This window comes from Citrobacter sp. Marseille-Q6884 (assembly GCF_945906775.1).
Taxonomy (GTDB): Bacteria; Pseudomonadota; Gammaproteobacteria; order Enterobacterales; family Enterobacteriaceae; genus Citrobacter.
The window spans coordinates 984,565-997,406 of record NZ_CAMDRE010000001.1 but is presented as its reverse complement, the minus strand read 5'-3'; the positions used below and the strand labels follow the sequence as shown (position 1 = coordinate 997,406).

At 53.4% G+C, this 12,842-nt stretch carries 14 protein-coding genes; 6 read left to right on the top strand and 8 right to left on the bottom strand.

Annotated elements, in window-relative coordinates; all coding sequences use genetic code 11:
• Window positions 1–66 precede the first annotated feature (66 nt).
• The 5 genes from N7268_RS04780 to cysE all read left to right on the top strand — a co-directional run bounded on the left by N7268_RS04780 (window position 67) and on the right by cysE (window position 3,332).
• On the top strand, window positions 67–498 hold the full coding sequence (locus tag N7268_RS04780; RefSeq protein WP_260861955.1) for a rhodanese-like domain-containing protein: 432 nt from the start codon (window positions 67–69) through the stop codon (window positions 496–498).
• A 148-nt stretch (window positions 499–646) separates the two neighbouring features.
• A complete protein-coding gene (gene grxC / locus N7268_RS04775; RefSeq protein ID WP_003024152.1) occupies window positions 647–898 on the top strand; it encodes a glutaredoxin 3 in 252 nt (83 codons plus the stop codon).
• A gap of 47 nt (window positions 899–945) precedes the next feature.
• Complete coding sequence (gene secB, locus N7268_RS04770; protein WP_003024155.1) at window positions 946–1,413, top strand: protein-export chaperone SecB; 468 nt, start codon at window positions 946–948, stop codon at window positions 1,411–1,413.
• On the top strand, window positions 1,413–2,432 hold the full coding sequence (gene gpsA, locus N7268_RS04765) for an NAD(P)H-dependent glycerol-3-phosphate dehydrogenase (RefSeq protein WP_260861954.1): 1,020 nt from the start codon (window positions 1,413–1,415) through the stop codon (window positions 2,430–2,432). The genes secB and gpsA overlap by 1 nt, the downstream gene beginning before the upstream one ends.
• 78 nt (window positions 2,433–2,510) lie before the next feature.
• The gene (cysE, locus tag N7268_RS04760; protein WP_003024160.1) at window positions 2,511–3,332 is read left to right on the top strand and encodes a serine O-acetyltransferase; all 822 of its coding nucleotides are present in this window, start codon (window positions 2,511–2,513) and stop codon (window positions 3,330–3,332) included.
• 142 nt (window positions 3,333–3,474) lie between these two features.
• Here the strand turns inward: cysE and trmL are convergent, their stop codons facing one another.
• The 5 genes from trmL to N7268_RS04735 all read right to left on the bottom strand — a co-directional run bounded on the left by trmL (window position 3,475) and on the right by N7268_RS04735 (window position 8,227).
• On the bottom strand, window positions 3,475–3,948 hold the full coding sequence (gene trmL / locus N7268_RS04755) for a tRNA (uridine(34)/cytosine(34)/5-carboxymethylaminomethyluridine(34)-2'-O)-methyltransferase TrmL (protein ID WP_260861953.1): 474 nt from the start codon (window positions 3,946–3,948) through the stop codon (window positions 3,475–3,477).
• A gap of 40 nt (window positions 3,949–3,988) precedes the next feature.
• Window positions 3,989–5,179 carry an FMN-dependent L-lactate dehydrogenase LldD gene (gene lldD / locus N7268_RS04750; protein ID WP_198906942.1) on the bottom strand — a complete coding sequence of 397 codons (1,191 nt, stop codon included), beginning with the start codon at window positions 5,177–5,179 and terminating at the stop codon, window positions 3,989–3,991.
• A complete protein-coding gene (gene lldR / locus N7268_RS04745; RefSeq protein ID WP_260861952.1) occupies window positions 5,176–5,952 on the bottom strand; it encodes a transcriptional regulator LldR in 777 nt (258 codons plus the stop codon). The genes lldD and lldR overlap by 4 nt, the downstream gene beginning before the upstream one ends.
• Complete coding sequence (gene lldP, locus N7268_RS04740; protein ID WP_260861951.1) at window positions 5,949–7,604, bottom strand: L-lactate permease; 1,656 nt, start codon at window positions 7,602–7,604, stop codon at window positions 5,949–5,951. Before lldP ends, lldR begins: the two co-directional genes overlap by 4 nt.
• A gap of 260 nt (window positions 7,605–7,864) precedes the next feature.
• The gene (locus tag N7268_RS04735; RefSeq protein WP_260861950.1) at window positions 7,865–8,227 is read right to left on the bottom strand and encodes a YibL family ribosome-associated protein; all 363 of its coding nucleotides are present in this window, start codon (window positions 8,225–8,227) and stop codon (window positions 7,865–7,867) included.
• A gap of 291 nt (window positions 8,228–8,518) precedes the next feature.
• On the opposite strand from N7268_RS04735, the gene N7268_RS04730 reads away from it, so the two are divergent.
• Entirely contained in the window at window positions 8,519–8,725 is a 207-nt protein-coding gene (locus N7268_RS04730; protein ID WP_260861949.1) for a hypothetical protein, read from the top strand.
• A 12-nt stretch (window positions 8,726–8,737) separates the two neighbouring features.
• Here N7268_RS04730 and mtlR read toward each other — a convergent pair whose 3' ends face one another.
• The 3 genes from mtlR to mtlA form a co-directional block, all read right to left on the bottom strand.
• Window positions 8,738–9,328: a mannitol operon repressor MtlR gene (gene mtlR / locus N7268_RS04725; RefSeq protein WP_409929174.1), complete on the bottom strand. Its 591-nt coding sequence runs from the start codon at window positions 9,326–9,328 to the stop codon at window positions 8,738–8,740.
• The gene (gene mtlD / locus N7268_RS04720; RefSeq protein ID WP_260861948.1) at window positions 9,325–10,473 is read right to left on the bottom strand and encodes a mannitol-1-phosphate 5-dehydrogenase; all 1,149 of its coding nucleotides are present in this window, start codon (window positions 10,471–10,473) and stop codon (window positions 9,325–9,327) included. The genes mtlR and mtlD overlap by 4 nt, the downstream gene beginning before the upstream one ends.
• A gap of 143 nt (window positions 10,474–10,616) precedes the next feature.
• Window positions 10,617–12,530 carry a PTS mannitol transporter subunit IICBA gene (gene mtlA / locus N7268_RS04715; protein ID WP_260861947.1) on the bottom strand — a complete coding sequence of 638 codons (1,914 nt, stop codon included), beginning with the start codon at window positions 12,528–12,530 and terminating at the stop codon, window positions 10,617–10,619.
• Between the last annotated feature and the right edge of the window lie 312 nt (window positions 12,531–12,842).

Below are 12,842 nucleotides of genomic sequence, written 5' to 3'. Positions count from 1 at the left end.
GCGGCATCGCGCAGGTATACTCCTTTCCTGGTTTTTTAATCACTGAGTCGGGAGTTGTTACCCCCCATGCAAGAAATTATGCAATTTGTTAGTCGCCACCCTGTATTGAGTATCGCCTGGATTGCGTTACTGGCGGCTGTATTATTTACTACGTTTAAAAGCCTGACCTCGAAAGTGAAGGTGATTACACGCGGCGAAGCCACGCGTCTTATCAACAAAGAAGATGCGGTTATTGTTGATTTACGTCAGCGCGACGATTTCCGTAAAGGCCATATCGCGGGTTCCACTAACCTGCTGCCAAGCGAAATCAAAGCCAATAATTTAGGCGAGCTTGAAAAACACAAAGCCAAACCGGTGATTGTGGTTGATGGCTCCGGCATGCAGTGCCAGGAATCTGCGACCGCGCTGATTAAAGCCGGTTTTGAGCAGGTCTCTGTCTTGAAAGACGGCGTAGCGGGCTGGAGTGGTGAGAACCTGCCACTGGTTCGCGGCAAGTAATTTACCCGTCGTCTTTCATGGCGCAGGGGTGTTGGCTGCTATGATTCATCCCAGTCACTTGATTTCTGTCAGCGCCTGGGAATTCATCCTGGTGCCGCCTGACTGCAACATGAAACCCATAGGGTAAACAGAATACTGGAGATAAGTTATGGCCAACATTGAGATCTACACCAAAGCAACCTGCCCGTTTTGCCATCGCGCAAAAGCGCTGTTGAACAGCAAGGGTGTGAGTTTCCAGGAACTTCCGATTGATGGCGATGCCGTGAAGCGTGAAGAGATGATCAAGCGCAGTGGCCGTACGACGGTTCCGCAGATTTTTATTGATGCACAGCACATTGGCGGATGTGACGACTTGTATGCGCTGGATGCGCGTGGTGGACTGGATCCCCTGCTGCGTTAAGGCGTACAGAAAGTATTTAAAGGACAACACTAAAGGGTTTTCTAAACATGTCAGAACAAAACAACACTGAAATGGCTTTCCAGATCCAACGTATTTATACCAAGGATGTGTCTTTCGAAGCGCCAAATGCACCGCATGTTTTCCAGAAAGATTGGCAGCCAGAGGTTAAACTTGATCTTGATACCGCATCTACCCAACTGGCAGATGACGTGTATGAAGTAGTGCTGCGTGTCACCGTAACGGCTTCTCTGGGTGAAGAAACTGCGTTCCTGTGCGAAGTTCAGCAAGGCGGTATTTTCTCCATCAGTGGTATTGAAGGGACTCAGATGGCGCATTGCCTGGGTGCATACTGCCCGAACATCCTGTTCCCGTATGCCCGCGAATGCATCACCAGCCTGGTTTCTCGCGGCACGTTCCCGCAACTGAACCTTGCGCCAGTCAACTTTGATGCGCTGTTCATGAACTATTTACAGCAGCAGGCTGGTGAAGGTACTGAAGAACATCAGGATGCCTGATGAACCAAAGTAATGCTTCAATGACTGTGATTGGTGCCGGCTCGTACGGCACCGCTCTTGCCATCACTCTGGCAAGAAATGGCCATCAGGTTGTCCTGTGGGGCCATGATCCGAAACATATCGCGACCCTTGAGCACGATCGCTGCAATATCGCGTTCCTCCCTGATGTGCCTTTTCCCGAAACGCTGCGCCTGGAAAGTGATTTAGCCACTGCGCTGGCGACCAGTCGTAATATTCTGGTGGTGGTGCCGAGCCATGTCTTTGGTGAAGTGCTTCGGCAGATTAAACCGCTGATGCGTGCTGATGCGCGTCTGGTGTGGGCGACAAAAGGTCTGGAAGCGGAAACGGGGCGCCTGTTGCAGGATGTCGCACGTGAAGCGTTGGGGGATGCTATTCCGCTGGCGGTCATTTCCGGTCCGACATTTGCCAAAGAGCTGGCGGCGGGTATGCCGACGGCTATCTCGTTGGCATCAACTGACGACACCTTTGCTGACGATTTGCAGCAGTTGCTGCACTGCGGCAAAAGTTTCCGCGTGTACAGCAACCCGGATTTCATTGGCGTCCAGCTTGGCGGCGCGGTGAAAAACGTCATTGCGATTGGCGCGGGGATGTCTGACGGCATCGGTTTTGGCGCAAACGCACGTACGGCGCTGATCACCCGTGGCCTGACCGAAATGTCGCGGCTTGGCGCGGCGCTGGGTGCTGATCCTGCCACCTTTATGGGCATGGCGGGGTTGGGCGATCTGGTTCTGACCTGCACCGACAACCAGTCACGTAACCGCCGCTTTGGCATGATGCTCGGTCAGGGTATGGATGTGCAGGGCGCGCAGGAAAAGATTGGTCAGGTAGTTGAAGGTTACCGTAATACGAAAGAAGTTCGTGAATTGGCGCACCGTTTTGGTGTTGAAATGCCAATAACCGAGGAAATTTATCAAGTATTGTATTGCGGAAAAAACGCGCGCGAGGCAGCATTGACGTTATTAGGTCGTGCACGCAAGGACGAGCGTAGCAACTACTAGCTGTAAGGATCTGTTTTAATACAACGACCCGACCCGCGCAGAACGGGTTGGTCGTTTTGCTACCTTCTGGAGTATGCAATGCCGTGTGAAGAACTGGATATCGTCTGGAAAAATATTAAAGCGGAAGCCCGGGCACTGGCAGAGTGTGAGCCAATGCTGGCCAGTTTTTATCACGCAACGCTACTCAAGCATGAGAACCTCGGCAGCGCGCTGAGTTATATGCTGGCGAACAAACTCGCCTCTCCGATAATGCCCGCGATCGCCATTCGTGAAGTGGTGGAAGAAGCCTACGCGGCAGACCCAGAAATGATTGCCTCGGCGGCCTGTGATATTCAGGCTGTGCGCACACGTGACCCGGCGGTTGATAAATACTCCACGCCGCTGCTGTATTTAAAAGGTTTCCACGCACTGCAGGCTTACCGTATCGGTCACTGGCTGTGGCATCAGGGTCGTCAGGCGCTGGCGATCTTCTTGCAAAATCAGGTGTCCGTGACTTTCCAGGTAGATATTCATCCGGCGGCAAAAATTGGCCGTGGGATTATGCTCGATCACGCCACTGGTATTGTCGTAGGGGAAACGGCGGTCATTGAAAACGATGTTTCCATTCTGCAGTCCGTGACGTTAGGCGGGACCGGGAAAGCCGGGGGCGATCGTCATCCGAAAATACGTGAAGGGGTGATGATTGGCGCGGGAGCGAAAATTCTCGGTAATATCGAAGTAGGACGCGGTGCGAAGATTGGCGCGGGTTCTGTCGTCCTGCAGCCTGTACCTCCGCACACCACCGCAGCAGGCGTTCCGGCGCGGATTGTCGGCAAGCCTGACAGCGATAAGCCTTCCATGGATATGGATCAGCATTTCAACGGGATACACCATACTTTCGAGTATGGCGACGGCATCTGATTTCGGGTTATCTTACTTACCATATTGAACCCGGGCTGTGCTCGTCATCCTCACGTCCCGCGTGTACGCGCAGGTAGACAAGCGCAGCTCATGTTTACTCTGGCTGCGCCGATAACGCCCGAAGATTCAATGTTTCAGGTAATTAGCTTCTGAGTACCGCGCCCGGATACCCCAACTGGCGCCAGGCTTCATACACCACCACCGATACCGCATTCGACAGATTCATACTGCGGCTGTCCGGCATCATTGGAATACGAATTTTTTGTTCGGCTGGCAGAGCGTCAAGGATGCTGGCGGGCAGACCGCGCGTTTCAGGGCCAAACATCAGATAATCACCGTCCTGATAACTGACCGCGCTGTGAGCGGGCGTGCCTTTGGTGGTCAGGGCAAACAGGCGCTGTGGATTTTCTGCGGCCACAAAGGCGTCGTAGTCAGCGTGACGCAGTACGGCCGTAAATTCATGATAATCCAGCCCCGCGCGGCGCAGACGCTTGTCGTCCCAGGTAAAGCCCATTGGCTCAATAATATGCAGACGAAAGCCGGTATTGGCGCAAAGACGGATAATATTGCCGGTATTAGGTGGGATTTCTGGTTCGAATAAAACAATGTTAAGCATGCTGCCCCCTTAAGTACGGGGCAGCATAGCAAATTAACGTTTAGGCCGCATTCCCGCGTTTCAGCAGTGAAGGGGAGTCTGCCAGCTGTTTACCCAGCTCCTGTACCAGTGAATCGCGGCTGATTTCGCTAATGGTTTTTGCACCGGTCAGCGTCATCGCCACTTTCATCTCTTTCTCAATCAAATTCAGCAGATTGGCCACACCGGCCTGACCATGTGTGGCCAGTGCATACAGGTAAGCGCGACCCAGCAGAACGCTATCGGCGCCCAGGGCAATCATTCGCACAACGTCCAAACCATTGCGAATCCCGCTATCCGCCAGAATTGCGATATCCCCTTTTACCGCGTCGGCAATGGCGGGGAGCGCGCGAGCGGAAGAGAGCACGCCATCGAGCTGGCGTCCACCGTGGTTAGACACGACGATGCCATCCGCGCCAAAACGCACGGCGTCACGGGCATCTTCTGGATCGAGGATCCCTTTGATCACCATCGGGCCATCCCAGAATTCACGGATCCACTCCAGGTCTTTCCAGGAAATAGATGGATCGAAGTTATTCGCCAGCCAGCCGATGTAATCCTCAAGGCCGGTCGGTTTCCCAAGATAGGTGGAGATATTGCCTAAATCATGCGGACGCCCATTCAGGCCGACGTCCCAGGCCCACTGCGGATGAGTGACTGCCTGCCAGTAGCGGCGCATTGCTGCATTTGGACCGCTCATGCCCGAGTGGGCATCACGATAGCGCGCGCCAGGCGTTGGCATATCCACAGTAAAGACCAGCGTGGAGCAACCTGCGGCTTTCGCCCTTTCCAGCGCATTACGCATGAAACCGCGATCGCGCAGGACGTACAGCTGGAACCACATTGGACGCTTGATGGTCGGGGCGACTTCCTCAATCGGGCAGACGGAAACAGTAGAGAGCGTAAACGGAATACCTTTGGCATCGGCGGCGGCGGCGGCCTGAACCTCGCCCCGGCGTGCATACATCCCGCACAAACCAACCGGTGCTAATGCTACCGGCATCGACAGTTTTTCGTTAAACAGCGTGGTCTCCAGACTGAGATCGGCCATGTTCTTCAGCACGCGCTGGCGGAGCGCCACCTCCGACAAATCTTCCACGTTGCGGCGCAGGGTGTGTTCCGCGTACGCGCCACCGTCAATGTAGTGGAATAAAAAGGGGGGCAGAATGCGTTGGGCTGCGGCGCGATAGTCGCTGGCTGCTGAAATAATCATGCGTTGTTCTCCCTGTTAATCTCATTATGGTCACCGGGCAGGCGGGTGATTCGCGCCTGGCGGGCCTGGTCTTCATCAAATCGTTTAATCGTGGTGTGGACAAAACTGAGGTGCGCCATCATGGCTTTGCGTGCACCATCGGCATCTCCGGCGACAATGGCATCCAACACCGCCAAATGTTGTTCCGTCAGTTGTGAAAATACCGGGGGGACGAGATACATACGCTGGCGACTCTGTTTCACGGAAGAGTGCAGTACGTCGAAAAAACCGCGCATGGTCTGTAACAACACCACGTTGTGTGAGGCTTCTGCAATGGCGAGGTGAAAACGCACGTCCGCCTGTGAGGCGATATCGGGATCTTCGCTCTGCGTGGCGTCGAAACAGAGCCGGATCTTCTCTTTGTCGGCCGTTGTGGCGCGCATTGCGGCGTGCCAGGCGGTGCTGGCTTCGATGGCGTGGCGGGCTTCCAGAATATCGAAGCTGTAATCAGGGTCGTCCGCCATCAGGGTTTTCAGGGGCTGAACGATGTTTTGTTCTGACCAGGCTTCATGCTGCCAGCGGATAAACGTCCCGCCGCCGCGACGGCTAATCAGCACCCCTTCACTCACCAGTTTCGCCAGCGCTTCGCGCAGAGAATTGCGCGACACGCCCAGTTGTACCGCCAACTGACGTTCGGCGGGCAATTTCATGCCCGCTTCCAGTTGTTGTTCTTCAATCAGCGCCCGCACACGAGAAGCAACCTCGTCTGACAGGCGTCTGGGCATCACGATCATGGAATCATCCAGGTTAAGACATAGGCCTGAAGTGTGGTGATCACACCCACCATGCAGGTGAAAATCAGGCTGTGTTTAACGGTAAAGCGGAACAGGTCAGACTCTTTCCCAACCAGCCCCACCGCCGCACAGGCGATGGCGATAGACTGTGGAGAGATCATCTTGCCCGTCACGCCGCCGGTGGTATTTGCCGCCACCATCAGCACATCGGAAACACCGATTTGTTGCGCTGCCGTTGCCTGCAGGGCCGCGAACAGGGCGTTTGAAGACGTATCCGAACCCGTCAGGAATACCCCCAGCCAGCCGAGGAACGGCGAGAAGAAGGTGAAGGCGCTTCCCGTGTGCGCCAGTGCTAATGCCAGCGTCGAAGAAAGGCCGGAGTAGTTAGAAATAAACGCGAACGCCAGCACCATGCCGATCGAATAGATAGGCAAAGCCAGATCTTTCAGCGTGCTGCCAAAGGTCTGAAGCGCGGCAGACGGTTTCATCTTCAACCAGACGATAGACAGCAGGGCGGCAAACAGAATCGCGGTGCCGGTTGCCGAGAACCAGTCAAATTTGTACACCGCAGCATAAGCCGTGGCTTCATGTACCACCGGCGGCATACGGGCGACCAGTTTGTCGAGGAACGGAACCGGAATATTAACCACCCAGTGATACATCGCACCGCCAGGCGCAAACAGTGCTTTAAACGGCGGTATGCTCCACAGCGTGACGGTGGCTGTCAGGAACAGGAACGGGGACCAGGCACGAACGACCTGGCCGACGGAATAGTGGGTGCGGGCCAGGGTCTGATCGACCTGTGAAGCACCCATATCGCCAAAGCGGAAGATGCGCACCGGCTGCCAGCGTTTCAGGAACAGCGTCAGACACACCAGTGAAACCAGCGAAGAGATGATGTCCGGCAGTTCTGGTCCGATAAAGTTAGAGCTGAGGTACTGCGCGATAGCAAAGGAGCCACCTGCGACCATGACCGCCGGCCAGGTTTCCTTCACGCCGCGCCAGCCATCCATAATCGCCATGATCCAGAACAGCACGATAATCGTCAGGAACGGCAGCTGGCGACCTACCATCTGGCCAATCTCAAAGCTGTCCAGCCCGGTGACCTGACCGGCAACGAGGATCGGAATGCCCATTGCGCCAAACGCGACCGGGGCGGTGTTCACAATCAGACATAAGCCTGCTGCATACAGCGGGTTAAAACCAAGACCGACCAATAATGCCGCGGTAATCGCCACCGGCGCGCCAAAGCCTGCAGCCCCTTCGAGGAACGCGCCGAAGGAGAAGCCGACAATCAACATTTGCAGACGCTGGTCAGGGGTAATCGACAGGATGGAGGAGCGGATGATGTCAAACTGCCCGGTTTTGACCGAGATTTTATAAACAAACACCGCTGCGATGATGATCCAGGCGATGGGCCACAGACCATAAAAGAAACCGTACACCACGGAGGCCAGCGCGTGATCGACCGGCATTTTATAGAACAGCAGAGCAACGGACAGGGCAATAACAACCGTCCACGATGCGGCGACGTAACCTTTCAGCTTGAGCTTAATCAGTGCGAAGAAAAAGAACAGGATAGGAAGTGACGCGATCAGGCTTGAGAGCCAGATGTTACCGGCCGGGTCGTAGTTCTGTTGCCAGAGATTCATTGCAGGTCTCCTGGGGGCCGACAACATAATGGAATGAGTCTGTGCTCATCTCTTCGTCACATTATGTGTAAAAGTGGCCCTGCCAATATTGTTGTGTAGGGGTAATGACAATGAATGGTTAATCAAATGTTATTTATTGGCAACGGTATTGTAGTCAAATTTTAAGGAAATGTGAGGAAGTATTCGGATATGGTCAGAATTGGTAGGGCCAATTCAGTGGGAGGGGGAGACCGGGCAAGCAGAGGTTGCCCGGAAAGGTATCAAAACTCAGTTTTTGAAAAGCCCGTCATCTCTTTCAGGCCCATTTCACGACCCAGTTCTGTCATCGGGTGTACGACGATCAGGCCACGTACGCTTTTTTTCAGCTTGCCCATGTCAGCCTGTTCTTTTTTGGTGATGGCGCGACGGAAAGGGAGTTTCGTCAGTTTCTGCGCTTCTTTGCTCAGTTTCTGACCGTGCACTTCACGCAGACGTGCGATCTCGGTTTCGATCGTTTCTTTCTCTTTTTCCAGCTCGGCGTATTTTTCGGCGGCTTCAACCAGCGAGAGATCTGCTTGCTGGTGGCGGATGGCATCCAGGCGATCGCTCAGGCGTTTAATTTCGTTTTTTTCGACTTCTTTCATAGGATAGCTTCTGATAAAAATAGGATGAATATCCTATAGTATGCGCGCAGAGCGGTATTATTCTCAACTAATCGAAGAGAAACAATCAAATGATGCAAGTATTTTATCGCTAACAATAATACTATCTGTTTGATTCAGAATGAATTTTAAGAAATAAGATCGATGATGGCGCGTTTACTGGCGGCTTCACCGTGAAGCACGTTTTCCTCAATATAATCGCCGAACCGATCCTAAACTTAAATCATCAGCCGCACAGGCTGCGTGCGAATAATACATGGAGGAGGGCTCATCATGGTGAAAATAGGCGAGAACGTTTCAATCCTTATTGATAAAACTATCGATTTTATGGCCTCAAGCCAGGCTTTTCGTGAGTACCTGAATAAAACGCCGCCGCGCAATACGATTCCGTCTGAGGTCCCTAAGGAAAATGTGCAGCTTTATCAACAGCGCCTGGCGTACTATCGGCAGTTGTACCGACCTCAGCAGGAAGAGAAGTAAATCGGTAGCGGTTTATTTCTGAAAGGCTTTTTTCAAGCTGATTTTGGAAATCAGCTCGGTCAGGGAAAGCACCATGGTGGAGCGTACCATCTGTTGGTAGCGCTGGATTTGCATTGCGTACAAACCTGAGTCTGAGGTATCAAACTGTGGGGGTGGGGGAAGCGCTGTCACGCAGTGCAGTTCACCAAACGGTCCGAGAATTTCGTCGTCAGTAAATGCATATTCATTGCCGTCGTGATTCAACTCTTCACGCAGTGCCATGAGCAGTTCCGCATCTTCATACTCCGGGCGACTGAGCACGCCCAGGCCATAGATCAGCTTCAGACGAACAGAGAGATCGCCCAGCGGGCCGTCGCCGTCGAGCAACGGTTCCACTGCGTATTTCACCGCGTAGTCGTCTTTGCGAAATACCTGAAGCACCAGAATATTCACCGCCTCGGTGAGTAATTCTACGGCGGTGATGAGGAAGCTGCGTACGGTTTTGCCAGCATTCAGACGCTCAAGCACACGATTTTCAAAGGCCTGCGTTTGTTCCATTATTGCCTGCATATCTGACAATCTGTCATTCGGGCGCAGGGTGACCTGCGCCGCATTCTCTATCATTTGGTCGCGTTATATGCGTTTACCGCCTCCACGACCACATCACTGTTGGCATCCAGCCCGGAAATTTGCGCCAGCGCAGCCTGTGGGCCTTTTTCGTCAATCAACGCGGCCAGTTCTTGCGCCTGCGGATCCTCTGCGCTGCGATAATGCATCGCCGCCGCAATACCGTTGACCAGATTAACGTGCGGCAGACCATATTCCAGCGTACCCAGCAGTGGCTTGATCAAACGATCGCCTGCGCTCAGTTTACGCAGCGGCTGACGGCCCACGCGCTCAACGTCATCTTTCAGGTACGGGTTTTCAAAACGACCGAGGATTTTCTGAATGTATGCCGCATGTTTTGCCGCATCAAAGCCATAGCGTTTGATCAGTACCGCGCCACTCTCTTCCATCGCACCTTTAACCACTGCGCGGATTTTCTCGTCGAGAATCGCGTCACGGATGGTCTGATGACCGGTCAATTTACCGAGGTACGCGGTTATAGCATGCCCGGTGTTCAGCGTGAAGAGTTTACGTTCGACAAATGCCATCAGGTTATCAGTTAATTCCATTCCCGGGATATTCGGCAGTTCGCCTTTGAACTGCGTTTTATCGACAATCCACTCACTGAAGGTTTCCACGGTCACTTCCAACGGGTCGTTGGTTGCGGAAGCAGAAGGCGGAACAATACGGTCCACGGCGGAATCGACAAAGCCGACATGCTCTTCAACCCAGGCTTTATCAGCGTCTGCCAGCGCGTTCATGACATGGCCTTTCAACTGCGTGGTACCGCGCACCATGTTTTCGCAGGCAATGATATTCAGCGGGGTAGTGATGCCCTGCGCCTTACGTTTGGTCAGCCCTTTGGCGATAGCCGGAGCGATACGCTCAAGCACCACCGGACCCACCGCAGTGGTCACTAAATCCACTTGGGCAATCAGTTCAACGACATCATCACCGATGCTGCTGACGGCGTTGACGCCAGAAACGGTATCGACCTGCTCATTTTCACCGACAACGTGAACCTGATAGCTATGACGGGCATTCAGGGCATCAAGCACCACCTGATTTACATCCGCAAACGTCAGTTGTATCCCCGCGTCAGCCAGCAATTTGCCGATAAAGCCACGACCGATATTACCTGCGCCAAAATGTAATGCTTTCATAGTATTAACCTTCATTAATGTTTTTTACCCAAGAGGGCTGGGGTGAGGGACAGCGATACATTCCCCTCACCCAAACCCTCTCCTGCTTTCGGAGAGAGTGGGACCAGGGCCCGATAAGCGCGAGCGCCATCGGGCCACGGGACTTACTTACGACCAGCCAGCAGTGCCAGAACTTCATCCACGCTGGAGGTATGCGCCAGACGTTCGATCACGGATTCATCATCCAGTGCGTTGGTCAGGCTGGTAATCACCTGGATGTGCTCGTTATTACGCGCGGCGATACCAATGACCAGGCGTGCAATATCGTCTTCTTCTTCACCGAAGCGGACGCCTTCCGGGTACTGGCAGAACACCACACCGGTTTTCAGCACGCGGTCTTTCGCTTCAACGGTACCGTGCGGCACAGCGATGGACTCACCCAGATAGGTCGGGGTCAGTTTTTCGCGGTCCAGCATCGCTTCAACGTATTCTGGCTCGACATAACCGCCTTTCACCAGTTGCTCACCCGCAAAGCGAATCGCTTCTTCTTTGTTGCTGGCTTTACGGCCAAGGAAGATATTTTCCGCACCCAGTTTGAACAGGTTGTTATCACCTTCATCAAAGCTGTCTTTCAGGTGGTCGCGGACTTTCTCTTCGTTAACGTTGTGGCGCTGTGCCGCAACCAGACGCTCGGTCAGGCTGGTGTACAGGCCGCTGTCGAGGAAGTTTGTCAGCGAAATGTGCTGTGCTTGCGGAACCTGGCGCATTGCGCGTTCAGTCAGATCGCGGTGGGTAATGACCAAATCCACATCCGGCGGCAGGTTGTTAATCGCGCTGTTGGTGACGGAAATCTGAGACAGACCCGCATCCTGCACTTTCTTACGCAACACACCCGCACCCATCGCGCTGGAACCCATACCGGCATCACAGGCAACGATGATTTTACGCACATGGCTCAGGTCGTTGGTGACATCGCCAGCAGACAGCGGGGATGCACCTTTGGATTCTGCTTTCATGTCCTGCATACGGCGGTTTGCCGCGTCAATATCATCATCTTCTTTCACTTTGCTGGTTTTCAGCAGAATGGCAGAGACAACAAAGGAGACCGCCATTGCGGCACAGATCGCTGCGATGTTAGCGAAGTACGCGCCTTTCGGGGTCATTGCCAGCACGGCCAGGATAGAACCCGGAGAGGCCGGAGAAACCAGACCACCGTTAAGAATCGTCAGGGTAAATACGCCAGTCATACCGCCGAGGATAACGGCCAGAATCAGACGTGGGTTCATCAGCACATACGGGAAGTAAATTTCGTGGATACCCCCGAGGAAGTGGATGATGGCCGCACCGCCCGCAGACTGTTTAGCGCTGCCGCGACCAAAGAACATGTACGCCAGCAGAACGCCCATACCCGGACCTGGGTTTGCTTCAATCAGGAAGAAGATGGATTTGCCCATCTCATGGGACTGCTGAATACCCAGTGGTGAGAAGATACCGTGGTTGATGGCGTTGTTGAGGAACAGGATTTTCGCCGGTTCAACAAAGATAGACGCCAGCGGCAGCATGTCATGGACAACCATGAAGTTAACGCCTGCTGCCAGAATTTTGGACAGTGCTTCAACCAATGGGCCAATGCCGAGGAATGCCAGAATAGCAAGGATCATACCGATGATGCCGGCGGAGAAGTTATTCACCAGCATCTCAAAACCGGATTTGATCTTACCGTCTACCCAGCTGTCAAAGTGTTTGATAGCCCAGCCGCCCAGCGGACCGGCGATCATCGCACCGAGGAACATCGGCATATCCGCACCGACGATAACGCCCATGGTGGTGATAGCGCCGACGACGCCGCCGCGATCGCCGCCAACCAGTTTACCGCCGGTATAACCAATCAGCAGCGGCAGGAGGTAGGTGATCATAGGACCGACGAGTTTCGCCAGTGTTTCGTTCGGCAACCATCCTGTCGGAATAAATAGTGCAGTGATAATACCCCACGCGATAAACGCGCCGATATTTGGCATCACCATGTTGCTGAGGAATCGACCAAAGCTTTGCACTTTGATCTTAATATCGGATGACATAAAAACACCCCTTCTTATGTTTGCTCTCGCGCAGGCTGGAAGCCCGAGGTTTGTTAATGTAGCGGCAGGAGGTAGCCGGACCCTGTAGATACTGCGAAATCTGGCACTGAATCGTTCAACTGTCCAGTCGATGACTTTTTGTGTGAAGTTGGTCACGTAAATATAGGGTGTATGGCGTTACTTAATGTGATTGTCATCACAAAACATGCGTACAAAAAAACATCAGTGCATAAGAAATTGCTAAAAATGGCCATTAATTGTGAGTTTGATCACGATTTCTATTTCTCTGTTTGTTGAATCTTTGTGATCTGC